The 19,230-nt window shown below is 50.4% G+C and carries 15 protein-coding genes; 2 read left to right on the plus strand and 13 right to left on the minus strand.

Going from position 1 to position 19,230, the window contains the following annotated elements; all coding sequences use genetic code 11:
• Nucleotides 1–110: 110 nt before the first annotated feature.
• Nucleotides 111–1,859 carry a methyl-accepting chemotaxis protein gene (locus tag CB4_RS14915; protein WP_096466547.1) on the plus strand — a complete coding sequence of 583 codons (1,749 nt, stop codon included), beginning with the start codon at nt 111–113 and terminating at the stop codon, nt 1,857–1,859.
• 79 nt (nt 1,860–1,938) lie between these two features.
• Here the strand turns inward: CB4_RS14915 and CB4_RS14920 are convergent, their stop codons facing one another.
• From CB4_RS14920 to CB4_RS14930, 3 genes are all read right to left on the minus strand, one after another.
• Complete coding sequence (locus CB4_RS14920) at nt 1,939–3,117, minus strand: pyridoxal phosphate-dependent aminotransferase (RefSeq protein ID WP_096466548.1); 1,179 nt, start codon at nt 3,115–3,117, stop codon at nt 1,939–1,941.
• A 141-nt stretch (nt 3,118–3,258) separates the two neighbouring features.
• Nucleotides 3,259–4,788: an AAA family ATPase gene (locus CB4_RS14925; RefSeq protein ID WP_096466549.1), complete on the minus strand. Its 1,530-nt coding sequence runs from the start codon at nt 4,786–4,788 to the stop codon at nt 3,259–3,261.
• Complete coding sequence (locus CB4_RS14930; protein ID WP_096466550.1) at nt 4,781–5,305, minus strand: hypothetical protein; 525 nt, start codon at nt 5,303–5,305, stop codon at nt 4,781–4,783. The genes CB4_RS14925 and CB4_RS14930 overlap by 8 nt, the downstream gene beginning before the upstream one ends.
• Nucleotides 5,306–6,073: 768 nt before the next feature.
• Between CB4_RS14930 and CB4_RS14935 the strand changes: the two genes are divergently transcribed.
• Nucleotides 6,074–6,328 carry a hypothetical protein gene (locus CB4_RS14935; protein WP_096466551.1) on the plus strand — a complete coding sequence of 85 codons (255 nt, stop codon included), beginning with the start codon at nt 6,074–6,076 and terminating at the stop codon, nt 6,326–6,328.
• Nucleotides 6,329–6,395: 67 nt separating this feature from the next.
• On the opposite strand, the gene CB4_RS14940 is transcribed toward CB4_RS14935, so the two are convergent.
• From CB4_RS14940 to bshA, 10 genes are all read right to left on the minus strand, one after another.
• Complete coding sequence (locus tag CB4_RS14940; protein ID WP_096466552.1) at nt 6,396–7,694, minus strand: amidohydrolase family protein; 1,299 nt, start codon at nt 7,692–7,694, stop codon at nt 6,396–6,398.
• Nucleotides 7,695–7,716: 22 nt separating this feature from the next.
• Nucleotides 7,717–8,370: a redox-sensing transcriptional repressor Rex gene (locus CB4_RS14945; protein ID WP_096466553.1), complete on the minus strand. Its 654-nt coding sequence runs from the start codon at nt 8,368–8,370 to the stop codon at nt 7,717–7,719.
• 15 nt (nt 8,371–8,385) lie between these two features.
• A complete protein-coding gene (dinG, locus tag CB4_RS14950; RefSeq protein ID WP_157737998.1) occupies nt 8,386–11,244 on the minus strand; it encodes an ATP-dependent DNA helicase DinG in 2,859 nt (952 codons plus the stop codon).
• Between the two features lie 76 nt (nt 11,245–11,320).
• Nucleotides 11,321–12,730, minus strand: a complete 1,410-nt coding sequence (locus CB4_RS14955; RefSeq protein WP_096466555.1) for a tetratricopeptide repeat protein — start codon at nt 12,728–12,730, stop codon at nt 11,321–11,323.
• Nucleotides 12,731–13,516: 786 nt separating this feature from the next.
• Nucleotides 13,517–13,900 carry an aspartate 1-decarboxylase gene (gene panD, locus CB4_RS14960; protein ID WP_096466556.1) on the minus strand — a complete coding sequence of 128 codons (384 nt, stop codon included), beginning with the start codon at nt 13,898–13,900 and terminating at the stop codon, nt 13,517–13,519.
• Nucleotides 13,885–14,754, minus strand: a complete 870-nt coding sequence (gene panC, locus CB4_RS14965; RefSeq protein ID WP_096466557.1) for a pantoate--beta-alanine ligase — start codon at nt 14,752–14,754, stop codon at nt 13,885–13,887. The genes panD and panC overlap by 16 nt, the downstream gene beginning before the upstream one ends.
• Nucleotides 14,751–15,608, minus strand: a complete 858-nt coding sequence (gene panB, locus CB4_RS14970; protein WP_096466558.1) for a 3-methyl-2-oxobutanoate hydroxymethyltransferase — start codon at nt 15,606–15,608, stop codon at nt 14,751–14,753. Before panB ends, panC begins: the two co-directional genes overlap by 4 nt.
• 283 nt (nt 15,609–15,891) lie before the next feature.
• Nucleotides 15,892–16,869: a biotin--[acetyl-CoA-carboxylase] ligase gene (locus tag CB4_RS14975; protein ID WP_096466559.1), complete on the minus strand. Its 978-nt coding sequence runs from the start codon at nt 16,867–16,869 to the stop codon at nt 15,892–15,894.
• On the minus strand, nt 16,866–18,074 hold the full coding sequence (locus CB4_RS14980) for a CCA tRNA nucleotidyltransferase (protein WP_096466560.1): 1,209 nt from the start codon (nt 18,072–18,074) through the stop codon (nt 16,866–16,868). The genes CB4_RS14975 and CB4_RS14980 overlap by 4 nt, the downstream gene beginning before the upstream one ends.
• Nucleotides 18,074–19,216 (minus strand): N-acetyl-alpha-D-glucosaminyl L-malate synthase BshA, encoded by a 1,143-nt coding sequence (gene bshA, locus CB4_RS14985; RefSeq protein WP_096466561.1) that lies wholly within the window; start codon nt 19,214–19,216, stop codon nt 18,074–18,076. Before bshA ends, CB4_RS14980 begins: the two co-directional genes overlap by 1 nt.
• Between the last annotated feature and the right edge of the window lie 14 nt (nt 19,217–19,230).

Genomic DNA, 19,230 nt, shown 5'->3' on the forward strand with positions numbered 1-19,230 from the left:
AGTTATGCTGTGCCTTCTCATTCGCGGGAAATCTCGCTACTACAACTTTCCAATTATTATGACAACTGCTTATACCATCTTCAAAGCAAATTATAGAAGGGAGAAATGCAATGAACAGTTTGCAAACAAAACTTCTGTTATTTTTCGGGAGCTTAATTCTGTTTGCCGGACTGGTGCTTAGCTACATTCTGTACGCAAGCTCCACAGAACTTGTCCTGTCTTCTGTCGGTACGCAGGCCAAAATCACAGCAGACAAAGCACGGGCACTGGTCGATGTCGACACATTAGCCACCCTGACAACGGAGGCACTCAAAAAAACGGACGATGAAGAAAATGCTAAGCGGGTAACCACTCTGCCAGGCTATGCCGCTATGCGAGAAAAGCTGTATACATACAAAGAAATGAATGGACTGAAATACTTATATACCATGGTAGAAGTCAAACCGGGTACATATGCATACATCGTAGACGGAGCTGCTCCAGATAATAAAGACGTCTCCCTGCCTGGCTTCACGGAAAAAAATGTGTATCCCCAATTAGCTTCTGTTTTCGCAACAAAAACTGCACAAATCGGTGAGCTAAATTACGACGCAGAATATGGGGCGACCATTACGGCTTATGTGCCCGTAACAGATAAAGCAGGGCACATGATCGGCATCATTGGAGCAGACTTTGATGCGACGGCGATTTATACACTCATGAGCAGCCAGAAAAAAAATATGATCCTCACAACCTTCCTTATTCTCTTACTGGCTCTGATCATCACCTATATATTTACCCGTCTTATTGTCCGTCCACTTCGCCGTCTGTCCCATACGGTACAAAAGATTCGTACCGGGGATTTGACCGCACACTTTGCCCACACAGGCAAAGATGAAATCGGACAGCTTGCCCACGCGTTCGAGGAAATGGTGTACGACCTTAATGCAATGATCGGTGGAATTCGTAGCAGTTCACGCCAATTGACTGATTCATCAGGTGAGCTGAATCAGAGTAAAGAAGTCGCTGTCAGTGCCAGCGAACGCATGGTTGAACAGGTCGAGCAACTGAAGTGCGGTGCTGATAACCAGCTTAGCATCATTCAAGATGTGAATCGTACCGTACAGGCAGTCTCTCAAGAGATCGAGAATATTGCAGCTCGGGCCGGGAGCGTATACCAGCGTTCTGAGGCCGCCGCCGCTCTCGCGCGTCAGGGACATACTGATATCGCAAACGCAGTCGAACAGGTGCGAGCCATTCAGACGTTGCAAACATCGCTTGAAGCAGACATCGCCCATCTCGGCCAACGCTCTCAGGAAATTGACGAAATCATCGTAGCTATTAGTGAAATAGCAGAACAAACCAATCTACTCGCCCTGAATGCAGCCATTGAAGCAGCCCGCGCCGGGGAAGCAGGCAAAGGATTCGCTGTCGTAGCAGATGAAGTACGTAAGCTGGCTGAACAATCCGGTAAAGCCGCTAGCCGTATCGCCTATCTGATTCAAGAAATTCAGTCTCATACATCACATGTTATCGAGCAGATGAGCGCTTCCACAGGACAAATCGACAGTGGTGCTACTGTAATCGAACGCTCCGGTAATGCCTTTACCGCCATTCTGGATGCCATTCACACGGTTACCAAACAAATCGAAGAGGTGACCGGATTCACACGTGAGCTAGCTGCAAATAGTCGGACCATTACAGGCTCAATCAGTGAAGTAGAGGCCATCGCCTCCCGCACATCAGCGGCAACTGTCGACTTCGGCATGCTGACAAGTGAGCAGCAGGCGGTCATCGAAGAGTTTACTGCCTCGATTGATGAACTGACACGGATGTCGCACCAGTTGCATGCCCTAATCGGGAAATTCAAGGTGGAATAGAAGTAATAAGAAAGTTAGACGAAAAAAAGGCTGTCCCATTAACTCCCGGGACAGCCTTTTTGCCTACTACTTGCTATGTTTATTCGCCTTCTACAAACTTTTTGATACGCGCCAGACCTTTTTGGAGCTGTTCAAGCGAAGTTGCATATGAAATACGAATATGGTTCGGCGCACCGAAACCACTGCCCGGAATAAGAGCTACGTATTCTTTTGCCAGCAGTGCTTCTGCCCATGCATCTACATCGGAATAGCCGCCTTTTTTCATCGCTTCGCTTACGTTTGCAAACAGGTAGAATGCACCCTTCGGCGCCACACAGTGAATGCCGTCAATGTCGTTCATCAGGTCTACTACTGCTTTGCGGCGCTTGTCGAATTCAACACGCATCATCTCAAGCGCTTCCTGCGAGCCCTCGAGTGCTGCAAGTGCACCGTACTGTGCAAATGTTGTCGGGTTAGATGTACTGTGGCTTGACAGGTTCGTCATCGCTTTAATAAGCCCTTCGTTCCCTGCCGCATAGCCAATCCGCCAGCCTGTCATGGAATATGGTTTAGACATACCGTTAATGACAACCGTACGGTCATACACTTCCTGTCCAAGGCTTGCGATGCTTACATGTTCTGCTCCATCATATACAAGCTTCTCATAAATTTCATCCGATACGATCAGGATGTCTTTTTCCACACATACGTCTGCAATCGCCTGCAGCTCGTCACGGCTGTAGATGCTACCAGTCGGATTGCTCGGGGAGTTAATCACGACCGCACGTGTTTTGTCGGTAATCGCGTCACGCAGCTGCTGCGGCGTAATTTTGAATTCGTTCGCTTCCGCACCTTCTACGAATACCGGAATACCATCCGCAAGAGTTACCATTTCCGGGTAGCTTACCCAGTACGGAATCGGTACGATTACTTCATCGCCCGGATCAAGAATTGCCTGGAACAAGTTATATAATGCATGTTTCGCACCGTTGCATACAACGATCTGCGACGACTTATATGTCAGGTTATTATCGCGCTGAAGTTTATCGCAGATTGCCTGCTTTAATTCTACAATACCAGACGCTGCTGTGTATTTTGTCTGGCCTTCCTCCATCGCTTTAACAGCCGCATCAATAATATGCTGCGGAGTGTTAAAGTCCGGTTCACCGGCACCAAGACCTACCACATCATAACCCTGGCTTTTCAGTTCTTTCGCTTTTGCCGTGATGGCAAGCGTCTTGGATGGAGTAATCTGCGCTACGCGCTGTGCTAACTTCATTACAGGGACCTCCTCAATCAAATCAAAAGTATGTACTATTTTATGAATTCATATCTTCTGTTCATTGTACTCCTAATATGTAAAAAAAGAAAGAAAGAAGCAACCGAAATTGGCTGCTTCTTTTGCAACATGCAATTTTTTTTATGCCCGCATCATATGCGAGTCGAGCTCTTCCACATTGTTTTTCTTCGGCAGGCGGCGAGCTTCTTCAAGCATAGCTCGGAATTCTTCGCCATTAAGCACTTCTTCACGCAGTAGATGATCAAGAGCATGCGTAAATACCGGGAAATATTCGCGAAGCACAGCACGGGTGCGATCTAACAAATCATTGAGGATACGCTGACGTTCTTCATGCAGCGCTTCTTTACTTACCATATCAAGCTTCACAATACCAAGTTCAGACAGGCCAGTATCAATGATTGTGTTCGCCAGATGCAGTGCCTGCTCGAAGTCATTACGTGAGCCGGTACTACGTCCGCCATACAGCATCTCTTCTGCAATCGCACCACCAAGCGCGATCATAATCTGCTGCTCGAGGTTTTCAAGTGTATACAAATACCGATCCTGCTGCGGGCTCTGACGCACATAACCGAGCGCCTGGCCGCGCGGGCGAAGCGATACTTGCGACACGGATTTTGGACGGACTACTTCCGATACGATCGCATGCCCCAGCTCATGGTTCGCCACGCGCTCGCGTTCTTCTGCCGTTGATTCACGATCCGTCTGCTCACCCATCATCACCTTGTCAATGGCTTGGGCGAAGTGGCGCTGTGTAATCTCCGTAGCCTTGTCACGAAAAGCATAAATCGCCGCTTCATTCGTTACACTCTCAAGTTGTGCACCTGAGAAGTTAAACGTATCGCGCGCAATCGCTTCAAGGTCAACATCGTCTGCTAGCGGCTTGTTCTGCGAATGAATCTCAAGAATTTGCTTGCGTGCTTTCATATCCGGCAGGTCCACTACGATCTGGCGGTCAAAACGACCCGGACGCAGCAGAGCATCATCCAGCATATCCGCACGGTTCGTTGCGGCAATCATCAAGATACGCGGATTTTCAGACGTAGTAATCCCGTCCATTTCCGTCAGTAGCTGGTTAAGCGTCTGATCATATTCGCGGTGCTGACTGCCTTCCCGTTTACCACCGAGTACATCAATTTCATCAATAAAAATAATCGCGCTGTCCTGATTATTTTTCTCTGCTTTTTGTTTCGCTTCTTTAAAAAGATCACGAATACGCTGGGCACCAACCCCGACATACATCTCAACAAACTGCGAACCGGACGCTGCTACAAAGGCAGAGTTCGTATAATTGGCCGCCGCTTTCGCCATCAACGTTTTACCTGTTCCCGGCGGTCCTGTTAGAAGCATACCTTTGAGGGGACGGATGCCATACTGTTTCAATGAGTCTCTATGAATAAGAAAATCAAGCGCTTCCTTTAACTCTTGCTTAGCACGCTCCTGCCCACCAATTTCGCCAAACTGGGTCGTTGTTTTGGGCACTTCTATCGTTTGCTTTTTCTGTGCCAGACTCATCCCACCTTGTTTGGACAGAAGAAACGTCAGAACACCGAGCACGAGCACCGCAATTACGAACGGTGCAATATTCACACCGATAAACACGAGAAACGCCAGAAGAACCGGGATCACACCAATGATTATCTCTTTACCCATTATTGCGGATCACCTCTTTATAGCGCGGAAGCACCGTATAGTATGACTGTTTGCCATTGTTTAAATAAATGTACACGTTCTGATCGTCCATATACGAGCTTGCGTTTTTCAGATTGTGCTGCTGCTTCATGGCAGTGAGTACAGATGGAATACGCGAGTACGTATGCAAGTCCATCGCCTCTGCAATCGAAAACTCATACTGCTGCCATACATTCTTCAGTGCACTATTCTCACCGTTCAGTTCAATGTCTGCTTTCTTACCGTTCGTTTGTTCTTTTACAATCTTCTGTACCGCTTTATATTGCTCCGCAAACTTATCCGGGTCACTGAATACCATATCAAGCTTAACCGCATCACGACCTACTGTGATATGGCCCACTTTCACACCCTTCATGGCGGAGAGTTCTTCTATAATTGGTTTTTTCACAAACTGATTTTGAAAGACGTACCAGCCACCAAACAAGAGCACACTGCTCACAACAACTGACAAGAATATGGGCATTGCACGAAACTTCATTCCTCCACCCCTCTCTCCAGAAGTGATATATCGTTTGTATATCAAATAGTATAGCATATCTTGTATCATGCGGGGGGATTATTTTTTCTGCCAAAAAAGAGAGGAAGCGCCATCATGTGTGTATGTTTGTGTGTTTTGTGGAATGGCGTAAGTTTGGTGGGGGAGGAAGAGAAGAGAGAAGCCGTTCGCTCGGGTACGCTTGGCGGGGAAGTCTAAACTGGCCGCTCCAGGAGCCCGGCGAACTCGCCCGCAAAAGGTGCCCGCGATGTTTTTTCATGGACGGATTGCGGGCAAAGGCCCGTTCGCCAGTCTCCTTCCGCTAGGGGACAAGCGTACAGACGCTCTCTTGCTTCTCTCTTCTCTCCTCCCAACAATGTTTCGATTCACAAAAAGACAAAACCAGAATGTACGGCGAAGCCGCACTAAAACCTAATCTTGATGGATAACGGCAGGAGCGGAGAAGGGAGGCATCACAGAACGCCTGTCCGCGCGTTGCCCAGCGGAAGAGATCTGGTGCACGGGCTTTTGCCCATAACCCTTCTGTGAACCTTCATCCTGTCCTTTTGTGGGCGAGTGCACCGGAGCCCTGGGGCGGACAGTCCATGCATGTACCGAAGTGACAGATGCCTCCCTTCTCCGCTCCTCCACTACACGTTGGACAGATCCATCCCCTCAAATGCAAAAAGGAGCGGGTTCAGTCGCCACAACATGGCTTTTGAACCCGCTCCTATCTTATGTATGGCAGATTGATGGGGAGAAGATCAAAAAATGCTAAACATACGCCCACGCCGCACGGAGATACTAAAGGCAAGCGCAGGAGGAGGTGAGCGTGTGCAACAACCGCACCTTGCGCAGTGGATGAATGAGTTGCCGGAAGACGTACGCAAGCTGGTAAGCCAAGAATGGACACCGTCCTGGATGATGCTGTCGTCGCCGTTTCGCGGCGGACGCGAAGACCGTTCATTCGCCGCCTTCCGCCAGCCCAACCTTCATGCCTGGGTTACGCTTGAAGAACCCGGTTAAGCATTTTATTCTGATTTGATTCCCCTACCTACCCGACCATTCCCTGCCGCGCAATCGGCAGGGCTTTTTATTTCTTTTCAAGCGTCGCAAACATGCGGTTGGCACCCTCTATTACGGTTGTTTCATCCATTGTCAGGCACTGGCCGTCCTTAACCAGCTGCACGCCCTGCACGTATACGTCTTTTACATCGCGTCCGCTCGCCGCATAGACGACATGCGAGATCGGATCATGGGCAGGCTGGAAAAACACCTGTTTGGAATCGATCACAATAAAGTCTGCTTGTTTGCCAACTTCAAGCGAACCGATGCGGTCTTCCATAAATATGGCTTCGGCACCGTAGATCGTCGCCATGCGCAGCGCTTCTGTCGCCGGAACCGCTACCGGGTCCTTGCGTACACCTTTATGCAAGAGGGCTGCCATCTTCATTTCTTCGAACAGATCAAGATTGTTGTTACTTGCAGAGCTGTCAGTCCCAAGCGACACACAAATGCCTTTTGCAAGCATATCCGGTACGCGCGCTACGCCGCTGCCCAGCTTAAGATTGCTGATCGGATTATGGGATACTTTCACATCATATTTTTGCATAATGTCAAGCTCTTCATCTGTCAAATGCACCGCGTGTGCAACGAGGGTCGGGCGATTGAATACGCCGAGCTTCTCCAGATGCTCAACAGGACGTGATCCATAATCGTCCACATTTTGCTGCACTTCCCATTCTGTTTCAGACATATGAATATGAAGCGGCAGATCCAATTCATACGCACGAGCCACAATGCGTTCAATGTAATCCGGTGGGCATGTGTATGCCCCGTGCGGCGACATCATTGTCGTGATCCGGCCACCGGCTGCTCCGTTCCATTTTGCGGCGAACGCACTTGCTTCTTCGAGCTTTTGTGTTTGTACGTCCGGCGGGCACAGCCCAATGACACCACGGCACAGGCGGGCACGCATGCCGGATTCAGCTACAAGCTCGGCCACCGTATCCATATGGTCATACATATCGACGAACGTTGTCGTGCCGGTTTTTAGCATTTCTATGATCGACAAGGATGTTCCCCAGCGCACATGCTCTGCTGTAAACTGCGCTTCAAGCGGCCACATTTTGGTCTCAAGCCACTCCTGAAGCGGCAGATCATCCGCATACCCACGCAGAAGCGACATGGCGGTATGGCCATGTGTATTGACAAGGCCCGGCATAACAATGCGACCTTGTGCATTGATGATCTCTTCATAGTCAGACAGACTATCCGGTATTGGACCGACGTATGTCAGCACTCCGTTCTCAAATGCAATGGCTGCATCATGCAGCACCTCATTTTTTTCATTGACAGTCAATACTGTCGCATGGATCACAATCGTCTTCATAACGTCCTCCTGTTGTATGTGCCTACAAATAATAGGCGAGACTGTGCAGCTCCATCGTTACGTCTGCATCGTGTACACGAACCCCTTCGATCACTCTAATGTTTACCGGTGCGAAATTCAGAATGCCTGTTATACCGCACCGCATCAATTCATCGGCTACGGCCTGAGCGGCCTCTGCTGGCACCGCGATAATAGCGATACGGATGTTCATCTCTTTCACCGTTTCCGAGAGCGTGGACAGTGCCTGAATGGTCAATCCTACGATTTTTTTGCCGACTTTTCCTGGATCGGCATCAAAAATTGCGGTAATGCGCATGTTATCTTTTAAATACGCGTTGTAGTTGCTAATCGCATGTCCGAGATGACCCGCGCCGATCAGTACAACATTGATTTTTTGATCAAGCTTGAGGATGCTTTTAATTTTCTCAATCAGGTAATTTACTTCATAACCGATGCCTTTGCGACCGAATTCTCCGAAGCAAGCGAGATCTTTGCGAATCTGCGCCGGGTTCAGATCAAGCGCTTCCCCAAGCTGCTGGGAAGAAACGGTTCGTACATGCAGGGCCTGCAAACTGTTCAAATAGCGCAGGTATACAGGAAGCCGTCGTACGACGGCTTCTGAAATTCTTGGAACTTTCACCTTACGTCCTCTCCTTCTCACCGCGTTCCCTTTCATTGTGTAGTGGCCAGATTACGGTTTGTCCAGCCAATCTGCAATATCACTGAGCAGTTCTGTGGTGGGTTTCGTCAATACGGTTGTTTCCGGAAGTGACTGCAGGAACAGCCGCCCGTAGCGTGCTTCAATAATGCGGCGGTCATACACCAGTACCACTCCCCGGTCTGTGCTGGTACGAATGAGGCGCCCAAATCCTTGCTTGAAGCGAATAACAGCCTGTGGAACCGAAAGCTGCATGAAGGCGTTTTTCTTCTCTGCCTCAAGTCTCTGGTTACGCGCTTCCACAAGCGGGTGATTGGGCGGCACGAACGGCAGGCGGACGATCGCTACACAGGACAGATCCTCTCCAGGGATATCGACCCCTTCCCAGAAACTGCTCGTACCAAGCAGTACGCACGCGTCAAGCGTTCGGAACTGCTTCGTCAGCTTCGTTCGGCTTCCGCCGTCTACTCCATGGCCAAGCACACTAATATCTGCTTCTTTGAGCCGTTCCTTAAGTGGTTCGTACACCGCCTTTAGCATCGAATACGATGTAAACAGCACAAGCATCCGCCCGCGTGTTGCAATCGCAACCTGCGAAAGCGAGTCAATCAGTGCCTGGATAAACTGCGCTTCTGACGAGCCCTTGATGCTTGGAATGTCGCTTGGGATGCAGACAAGCGTTTGCTCTTTATACTGAAACGGAGATACAAGCATAGCTGTGTCCATGCCGCCGTCTGCCAGCAGGTCTGCAAGTCCGAGACGGTCCGACGCATAGCGGAATGATGACTGAACGCTCAGTGTGGCTGATGTTAACACGACACTTTCTTTTTTATCAAAGAACAGGTCCCGCAGCGTACCGGATACATCAATTGGCACGCGGTGCAAGTATATGCCGCGTCGGGTACTGCGCACATCGAGCTCAATCCAGTACACGTGCGCATCGTCGTTCTGCAATACCATACTGTGCAGAAGCTCTGCATATGACTGGCAGTCTCTGCATACCCCACTCAGATCTGTCAACAGCCCCCGCATTTCAGAAGGCACATCATCGCGGTGAATTGCTGCCTGAATCATCTCCAGCTTGCGGCCGACATCAAGCAACATATCCACGCCGTTGCGCACCGCCGATACAGCAGCACGTCCAAAGCGGCTGTCCAGATCATCCGGCTTGTAGCGCATGACCGTATGGCCGACTTCCTCGGCTTCCCTGGCACGCTGATACGACCACTGGTACAGCATCTGGTACATCTCGCGCACCGTATCTTTCGCCTCGCGCACAAGCTGATATGTCGTCTCAATCGTATGTTTGCTTTCTTCATAGCTTCCCTTATTCCATGCTTTTACAGCTGCCTCGACTTCTTCGAGAAGACCTATTCCTTTATCAGGCTGCAGGCGGGTAAGCATACCTTCCACCTGATACGAAGACACCATATCCCCGAGATGATGGCTGGCCACTTCTTCAAAATGATGGGCTTCATCAATAACAGCATAGCCATATGCTGGCAAAATGCGGTGCTCGGCGTGCATATCCGTAAACAGCAACGAATGATTCGTAACGACGACTTCTGCCTGCTGGGAACAGCGCCGCGCCTGATGATAGTAACAACGGGAAAACCACGGGCACTGGCGGTTCAAACATGAATTCGCATCACTCTGCACTTGCTTCCAGTACAGCTGTCCGCCAGATGGCAGGCTAATCTCTTCTGCATCGCCCGTCTCTGTCTCCGTAAGCCAGACAAGCATCTGTGATTTACTCAGCTGCACATCATAATTATCCTGTGTCTCTTCCAGGCTATGCGAGAACTTGCGCAGGCACACATAGTTATTGCGTCCTTTGAGCACCGTGATGCGCGGTGCATCGTCACCGAAAATCGCCGTAAGAATCGGTAAGTCCCGGTTATACATCTGTTCCTGTAGCTGGATCGTATGCGTCGAGATGACAACCTTTTCTTGTTGCTGCTTCGCCCAATATACAGCCGGAATCAAATACGCGAGCGATTTTCCTGTACCGGTTCCCGCTTCGACAAGCAGATGACGTCCTGATTCAAACGATTCATATACTTGCTTCATCATTGTCACCTGTGCCGGACGCAGTTCAAATCCCGGCATGTACGCAGCAAGCGCTCCATCTTCCCCGAATAGTCCGTCCACAAATGACAGAAAGTCGCCTTCTGACGAAAGCGGACTGTCTGCAAGACGATCTGTACCCATCTTCCGCTTCAAACAGATCTGATGAACCGCTTCAAGTTCTTCCCCCGGTTCGTATTCTCCCGCTCTCACTTTGGCCTGCTCCGCATCGGCGAGCAAACTCTCGATATCCGAATGGAATGGTCGACTCATCTGCCGAAGCCGCTGAATGGTTAAAAGCGGCAAACTTGTGAGCTTTTCAAGCAGATGGAGCAAAATATACGCGGTTGCTTCCGCATCAGAATCCGCCTGGTGAGGTCGATCATGCATAATATCAAGGCCAACTGCCAGATCGGACAACCGGTATCCTTCCTGCATTGGAAGCAAAAGCCTTGAAAGCTCGACGGTATCAAGCAAGGGACCTGTGAACGGTCGATATCCGGCATCAGCAAGCGCATTCTGCAGGAAGGACAGATCAAAAAAAACATTATGGGCGACAAATACAGCCCCATCAAGCATTTTTAACAGCTGCGGAAGAACGTCTTCGATGAGCGGTGCATCCGCCACCATCTCATCTGTAATTCCTGTCAGCTTTTCAATAAAAGGAGAAATGGCCATTTCCGGATTGACAAGTGAAGCAAACCGGTCGACAATCTCGCCGTCCTGGACAAGGACCGCCCCGATCTGGATAATCCGATCTCCTTCTTTCGGGCGATTGCCTGTCGTTTCAAAATCGACCACCGCAAAAGTATTCAAACGTTTCACCTCTACCTCTTGTTCCCTTATTATTTTCTATCACTTGGAGAAGAAGTGCAATAAAAAGAAGCAGGAAAGTTGTCTCTTATGACCAGAATCGCCACGCTTCCTGCTGTTTTCCGTTTGTATAATGAACAAATCCGGCGTACAGCCCGCTCTCTGGAATTATACCTTCCTCCTTACTGGCGGTAAAATGATGTAATGCATCATCATGCCGCCCTTCCGCAAGCGCAATGCGTCCGAGATGATAATGAGCAAGTGAACGTGCCTCTTCGTCTTCATGTCCGAGCAGCTCTTCGCTGATCATGATCGCCTCCTTCATACGCTGCGCCCGCAGCAAAAGCTCAATGCGTCCCGCCCGTGCCAACGGATACACATATTCCTTCTCGATCTGTTGGAAGATTCGATCTGCCCGTTCACTATCTCCCATCTCAAGCAAAACCCACGCATACGAACACGCATAATCTGGTCGCTTAGGGGCAAGTGTGAGCGCATACTGCAAATACAGCGCTGCCTGTCCCTCACGCTTCTCTTGCCAGAGAGACCAGCCAAGCCCGTGCCATACGTCCGCATCATCTCGCCGTCCTGCAAGAAGTCCCCGGTAGCAGCGCACCGCATCGGCATATCGATGAATCTGTTCATACATATGGGCAATATCGTCCTGCTGGTCTGCCGTAAGCACAAGCGCATCAGCCTGTCCAAGCAACTCTGCTGCACAATCCGTCTGCCGCTCTTCCACATAACAAGCAGCCAGCAGCAGCAATACATCTGCATCAGGTTCCTCGGTTTCATTGAGCAGCGGTTCCACTGCACGTGCCGCATCCCTGAAGCGACCTGCATGGGCCAGCGCGAGCGCATAATTATAACGAGCATCTGTAAAAGCTGGATAGGCCGCAAGCGCTTGTTCGAACAGCACAAGACTTTGTTCCGTTTGCCCATCCAGGGCGGCAATGCAGCCAAGCGCACTTGCGGAAGCAGCTTGAATAAAAGCATGACTGCTTGTCTGTAGTAACAGGTGGAACTGTGCAGACGCAACATCCTGACGCCGGGACAACCAGAAACCAAAGGCAAGATACAAACGGGCGATCTCCATATCAGGCGCTTCCTCTACTACGCCAGCAAACGACTGCACTGCCTGTTCATACATCGACAGCGTGAAGTACCCCTGTCCCTGACGAAAGCGCATGGCAAGCGGACGGGACAAATAAATTTCGCTATTTGAACTGGAAGCAGAAGAATCCCCCTTATCGATTGCTCCTGCTTCATTCGATACGAGGCAATCTTCCTCACTTTCCTCCGTTTCGAATGCCCGCTGCACACTGACGAGCTTCTCTTCGAACCGGAGCCATTCCTCCACAATACGGTCACTTGCCGTGCGCAAATGTAATACTTCCAGATAAAGCGCCTGCCTGCGCTCCGGATTCGCTTGTTTCATCGCCGCTTCAATTTTGGTGAGCTGTTCGATTAGCGTAGAAAAATAATGAGTAAGAAGCATACGGATACCACCTTTCGCATTCACTTGTGAATACTTTCAGTGTGTCTCCTTGGAGAGAAGGTATGCGCGGTTTTCTCCAACGTGTGGTGGAGGAGCGGGATCGGACGGGGCCTCGTCACTTGGGTACACTCGCTACGGAGTAGAGACTGTCCGCTCCAAGTACCAGACGAACTCGCCCACAAAAGATATCTACGATGTATGTGCATCGAAGCATTGTGGGCAAAGGCCCGTTCGTCTGGTCCTTTCCACTGGGGATCGCGTACAGGCGTTCCGTTGCCCCGCCCGATCCCGCTCCTGACACAGTTTGGATGAAAATCATGAAGTAATATCAAGAGGCTGAGCTTTGCTATGCAGGTAAAAAACGAAAAAGCCGAAACGTTGTCGATATCACAAAAAAGCTATCCCGTTCGCCATGTTCTGGCTTCTGGGATAGCCTCATCCGTAGATCGCCTTTATTTTCTCTTAAAGGCTGTTTTCCAAAAGATTGTTGCTTTTTTTACAAAAAATCGAAACGTTACGTTTGATTGTTCCTATAACAATTGTTATTTCATTCCCAAAAAATATTATATTCGGATTATTTTTAGCACTTATATTTGGATTGATAGACGAAATGTTTGTTAAGCCCTATTTAAAATCCTGATTAAGATGGGAAAAGGTGAACACCTTTTCCGTCCCTAGATCGTTCCTTTGTTCTCTCCCCCTCATCTTTCCTCTTCCTTCATCTATTTTCACAAAAGGAGGCTGTCCCCCATTAGGACAGCCCCCTTACTCGGTAGAACGTATATATTACAGCACGGTCGCGTGGATTTCTTCGCCGATCATCTGGGAGATGCGATTGTTCTCATCCATGATTGCCACTTTGGGCTTGTACGTGTGGGCATCCGCATCCGTCATCATGGCGTATGCAATAATAATCACAACATCACCTGGCTGCACAAGGCGGGCTGCTGCACCATTCAGACAGATCACACCACTGCCGCGTTCGCCTTCGATTACATACGTTTCCAGACGTGCGCCGTTGTTGTTATTAACGATCTGCACTTTCTCATTCGGCAAAACGTCAACCGCATCCATAATATCACGGTCAATCGTAATACTGCCCACGTAGTTTAAGTTTGCCTCCGTAACGGTAGCACGGTGAATTTTGGACTTCATCATCGTACGGAACATGCTGCTTCCTCCTTCGCAACCTCAATCAGTATATTATCAATCAGACGGGTAGTGCCGAACCGGACCGCCAGTGCAATCAAGCAGGTGCCTGCGAGCTCGTCTGTCAGCTGCAAGTCCGGATAGCTCCGCAGTTCGATGTAATCAATCTCTGCAAGCGGACTTGTGCCAATCACGGTCTCCATTGCCTGACGCAATGCCGCCACATTGCGCTCACCTTTGCCAAGCAACTGCTGCGCTTCTGCAAGGGCGCGAGACAGCACAAGCGCCTGCGTACGCGCTTCTTCTGAAAGGTATACATTGCGCGAGCTTAAGGCTAATCCGTCTGCTTCCCGAACAATCGGACATGGGATCACTTCCACTTGCATATTGAGGTCACGCACCATTTGCATAATAACAGCGACCTGCTGTGCATCTTTCATACCAAAAAATGCATAATCCGGACTCACAATGTTGAACAGCTTCAGCACAACTGTCGCTACTCCGTCAAAATGCCCAGGGCGAGATGCTCCGCACAGCGCATCCGTAATCTCATGCACCGATACAATCGTGCGGCTGCCTGTCGGGTACATCTCTTCAACCGACGGGAAGAACAACAAATCCACACCTGCTTCGACTGCCAGTTGGCTGTCGCGCTCTAAGTCGCGCGGATAGCTGTCAAGATCTTCATTCGGCCCGAATTGAAGTGGGTTCACAAAAATACTCATCACAACAAAGTCTGCTGTCTCCCGCGCCTTTTTAACAAGGCTGATATGTCCTTCGTGCAAGTAGCCCATTGTCGGAACGAAGCCAATTTTTTGTGGACGAATATTTTTCAGCGCTGTGCGCAGTTCCTGAATGGTTGAGACCGTTCTCATTGTTTGACACCTTCTCCGTATAATTGTCCAATCACTTCTTCTTTGATCGTGAATGTATGCTCGGCTGCCGGGAACGCCCCGTTACGCACTTCATGCGCATACTGTGCAATCGCCTGATGTATGATCGCTCCTGCTTCACCGTACCGCTTCACAAACTTCGGCACATGACCTCCACCATACCCGAGAATATCGTGATAAACAAGCACCTGGCCATCACAACCCGCACCTGCTCCAATCCCAATAGTCGGAATCGAGAGTTGCTTCGAGATGAGGGTAGCAAGTTGCTCCGGTACGCATTCCATCACAAGTGCGAACACCCCTGCTTCTTCCAGCGCTTTCGCATCGTCCAGTAGTTTTTGGGCAGCTTCTGGTGTTTTGCCCTGTACTTTGTAGCCGCCAAGCTGATGAACCGATTGCGGCGTTAATCCAATATGACCAACAACCGGGATACCCGCCTGTGTACAGCGGCGAATGAGTGGTGCAAGCTCTGCGCCACCCTCAATTTTAACGGCTTTCGCCAACCCTTCCTGCATGATGCGACCCGCATTGCGCAGTGTCTCTTCTATCGTGCCGTGGTACGTCAGAAACGGGAGATCCGTGACAACAAATGCACGCGAAGCTCCACGCGTAACCGCTTTCGTATGGTGAATCATATCATCAAGTGTAACGGGAATCGTCGAGTCATAACCGAGGACGACCATTCCAAGCGAGTCACCTACCAGAATCATATCCACGCCAGCTTCCTCCGCCAGATTCGCGGATGGATAGTCGTACGCTGTCAGCATAACAATCTTCTCACCGTTCTTTTTTTGTTCTTTTAGTGATGCGGTTGTTACAGGCTTTGTGCTTACCATTCATTTATTCCTCCTTGTACAATGTGAGCGATGAAGGGAGGTCAACATGCACCCATATAAAAAGCGCCTTCCGCACAGGAAGACGCATCATATCCACATTCGTCATGGGCATGCTTGTCCTCTGTCTCGGTCCTTATCGGCTCAGAGCAGATTTGCATTACGTATTTATAAATCATTCCAAAAAAATAAAAAAAGGCATGTCTGGTGCCGCTCGTATGATACAGCCCTGACATCCCCATTATAAAACAACTTCAAAACAAACCGCAATGCTTTTACGTCCAAATCAAGCGTGTACTTCTACATCCGCTGCGTACACGTTAGTTAGTTCACCATCATCTTTCCGCACCAGCAATACGCCTGAATCGTCAATGCCTTCCGCAACGCCTGTAAACGAACCGTGCAGCGTACGAATGGTGACCCGCTTACCGATTGTAATGGCACATGCTTCCCAGCGCTTGCGGACCTGCGCAAATCCTTCGGCTACATACAGATCGTACAACTCTTCTAAGCGGCGCAACACCTCCTGAATGAGCGGCACACGGCGCAGTGGTTCCCCTTTCACGATACGAAGCGATGTTGCTACCCCCAACACATCCTCTGGAAACTGTTCAGGTAGTGTATTCACATTAATGCCCATCCCGATGATCAGCCAGTTGATGCGGTCTGCTTCGGCATTAAGTTCTGTCAAAATGCCACAAATTTTCTTCCCATCTATAAGCACATCATTCGGCCACTTAATCTCGGCTGGAATCTCATAAATCGCGCGAATCGCTTCGACAATCGCCACCGCCGCCAGAAGTGTCAGCTGTGGGCAGCGTTGCAGTTCGAGTTGTGGGCGCAGAAGCAGACTCATCGAGATGCTCGTGCCCGGCGGCGAGTGCCACACCCGGCCAAGGCGCCCCTTGCCACCTGTCTGCGTGTCTGCCACAACAAGAGTTCCCTCAGGCGCTCCTTCTTTGGCCAGCTCCTGGCACCGATTCTGCGTAGAATCAATCTCGGTATAGTAATGAACATGCTGGCCAAAAGCTTGGGTGGCAAGCCCCACTTTAACTTCTTCTACAATCATCACATCCGGTGTCGACAACAGACGGTAGCCTGCACGGCGCACCGCTTCGAATACATAGCCTTCCTGGCGCAGTTCCTCGATATGCTTCCATACAGCCGTGCGCGAAACACCCAGCTGCTTACTGATTTCTTCCCCGGAAATGAATGTATCTCCGCTCTGCTTCAATAGCGCAAGCATTGTTTCACGTATTGTCATCTATCTGCAATCTCCTTTGCCCGGATCAGAAGCACAGCTCTCTCATTTGGCCTCTGCCCCGCATTCACTTCTTCCGCAAGCGCCATAAGCGTCTCTCGAATCCACGGCCCGCCCCTGCGTGCAAGTTCCTGCTGCAAATCTGCACCGCTTACCGCAAGCTCGGTCAGCGCCTGTACAGGCAGCTGCTCATGTCGTCTACGCAACGCCTCTGCCGTTCCAGATTGCCCGGCCAGCACGTCTTGGACCATTGCCGCACGCTCTACGGCGGCAAGCCCGTTCTCTACCAGCAGCCTATTGATCTCCCGCGTATCAGGACGCACCCGCAGTGCCTGCACAATGCGTACGGTAGACCCGCATGCCTGAATAAGCTTTTTCTCACAGCGCAGTGCCCGCAGCACGGAAGACACCCGGTCTGTTTTTTCACCTAGCAAAAATAAATATGCCCAGCGCTCAGCTAGTCCAGACAGACGAGTAATGGCCTGTAGATTCCATTCGTCCGGTTGATCGGCCAAAAGCCCGGCCACACCCGGCATATGCGCAAAAAGTCCGGTCGTACGTACAGCCTGCACAGCATCCACAGCACCCGGGGCGGCAAGCGCCTTGTTCCATTCCGCACTAATGCGCTCTACCGCTACATGGCCAAGCGTATCCGCCTGTGCACGCACCGCATTGAATGTTTGTTCATCAATATCAAACCTTAATTGGCTCGCAAACCGGATACAGCGCAGCATCCGTAGCGCATCCTCGGCAAACCGCTCCTGTGGACGCCCGACTGCCCGAATCAGGCCACGCTTCAAATCCTCCTGCCCACCGAACGGATCAATCACTTCACCGCGCAGACCAAGCGCCATCGCATTCACCGTAAAATCCCGCCGTGCCAAATCTTCTTCAATCCGATCCACAAATGCAACACGATCTGGCCGCCTGTGATCCGCATAGCTACTTTCCGTTCGGTATGTGGTCACCTCAATCGGCACACCGTGTATCAGCACTGTAACTGTACCATGCTGCATACCTGTTGGCACCGTACGGGCAAACAGCCGGATCACATCTTCCGGGTGCGCCGATGTGGCGACATCAAGATCATGAACCGTGCGGCCCAAAATCGTGTCGCGCACATAGCCACCGACAAAATACGCAGTATATCCCGCTCCCTCAAGCGTTGTCAGCACCTGCTTCCCGGCTGTAAGCACCTGTTCGTCCATCAGTTCAGGCCCCCCGCTGTGCCGTCCTCTTCAAGCACTCGTCGGTAAATTGCTTCGTACTGCTCCGTAATCGTGGTATGGCAGAACGTATGATACGCCCGCTCGATTGACTGGCGGGCAAACTTCTCATACAGGCCCGGATCGGATACGAGCTGAACCGCCCGTGCCGCCATGCCATCCACATCTCCAATTGGCAGCACAAAACCCGTTTCTCCGTCCAGCACGACTTCAGGAAGCCCGCCCGCATCGCTTGAGATGACCGGCTTGCCACATGCCATCGCTTCAAGCGCAACAAGCCCGAAGCTTTCCTGCGCGGACGGTAGAAGCAGTACATCCGCCATCGACAGTACACAGGCGATATCTTCTTGTTTCCCCAAATAAATGACGTCTTCACCCAGGCCGAATGTATCGGTCAGATCACGAACGATCGGCAGCTCCGGTCCTTCCCCAATCATCAGAAGCTTGGCCGGAATGCGCTGCCGAATACGACGGAAGGTATGAATCACATCTTCGGGACGCTTTACCGTTCGGAAGTTGGAAATGTGAATAAACACTTTCTCTCCGTTCGGTGCATACTCCTCGCGCACATCACACATATTACGCGGATAATACTCTCGGTTATCAATAAAGTTGTATACAAGATCAATCGGCTTGTCCACCTGTAGAGCATCCCGTGTCTGCTGGATGAGACTGTTCGAAACAGCCGTCACCGCATCACTCTGCTCAATGCCAAAACGAATAATATCTTTTAATGTATGGTCATACCCAAGCACCGTAATATCCGTTCCGTGCAACGTGGTCACAACTTTCAGCTGATCCCCAACCATCTGCTTTGCCAAATACGCTGAGATCGCATGCGGCACCGCATAGTGCACATGTAGAAGATCAAGCTTTTCGGTCTTAGCCACCTCCGCCATCCGGCTTGCCAGCGTCAAATCATATGGCGGATATTGAAACACAGAATAGCTGCTTACATCGACTTCATGAAAATAAATATTTCGGTAATACTTACCAAGTCGGAACGGCATCCCGGATGTAATAAAATGCACAGTATGTCCGCGTTCGGCCAGCAGCTTTCCAAGCTCCGTTGCCAGAATACCGGAGCCGCCCACAGACGGGTAGCATGTAATTCCAATTCTCATAATCGACTGTCGTC

Origin of the sequence: Aneurinibacillus soli (genome assembly GCF_002355375.1) — a bacterium.
GTDB lineage: Bacteria > Bacillota > Bacilli > Aneurinibacillales > Aneurinibacillaceae > Aneurinibacillus > Aneurinibacillus soli.

Coding starts and splice junctions, on each gene's coding strand:
- CB4_RS14935 (WP_096466551.1), top strand. CDS start 6,074: ATGCTAAACATACGCCCACGCCGCACGGAGATACTAAAGGCAAGCGCA.
- CB4_RS14920 (WP_096466548.1), bottom strand. CDS start 3,117: ATGAAGTTAGCACAGCGCGTAGCGCAGATTACTCCATCCAAGACGCTT.
- CB4_RS14915 (WP_096466547.1), top strand. CDS start 111: ATGAACAGTTTGCAAACAAAACTTCTGTTATTTTTCGGGAGCTTAATT.
- panD (WP_096466556.1), bottom strand. CDS start 13,900: ATGTTCCGTACGATGATGAAGTCCAAAATTCACCGTGCTACCGTTACG.
- CB4_RS14930 (WP_096466550.1), bottom strand. CDS start 5,305: ATGAAGTTTCGTGCAATGCCCATATTCTTGTCAGTTGTTGTGAGCAGT.
- CB4_RS14925 (WP_096466549.1), bottom strand. CDS start 4,788: ATGGGTAAAGAGATAATCATTGGTGTGATCCCGGTTCTTCTGGCGTTT.
- CB4_RS14940 (WP_096466552.1), bottom strand. CDS start 7,694: ATGAAGACGATTGTGATCCATGCGACAGTATTGACTGTCAATGAAAAA.
- CB4_RS14945 (WP_096466553.1), bottom strand. CDS start 8,370: ATGAAAGGGAACGCGGTGAGAAGGAGAGGACGTAAGGTGAAAGTTCCA.
- panB (WP_096466558.1), bottom strand. CDS start 15,608: ATGGTAAGCACAAAGCCTGTAACAACCGCATCACTAAAAGAACAAAAA.
- CB4_RS14980 (WP_096466560.1), bottom strand. CDS start 18,074: ATGGACGAACAGGTGCTTACAGCCGGGAAGCAGGTGCTGACAACGCTT.
- panC (WP_096466557.1), bottom strand. CDS start 14,754: ATGAGAACGGTCTCAACCATTCAGGAACTGCGCACAGCGCTGAAAAAT.
- CB4_RS14955 (WP_096466555.1), bottom strand. CDS start 12,730: ATGCTTCTTACTCATTATTTTTCTACGCTAATCGAACAGCTCACCAAA.
- bshA (WP_096466561.1), bottom strand. CDS start 19,216: ATGAGAATTGGAATTACATGCTACCCGTCTGTGGGCGGCTCCGGTATT.
- CB4_RS14975 (WP_096466559.1), bottom strand. CDS start 16,869: ATGACAATACGTGAAACAATGCTTGCGCTATTGAAGCAGAGCGGAGAT.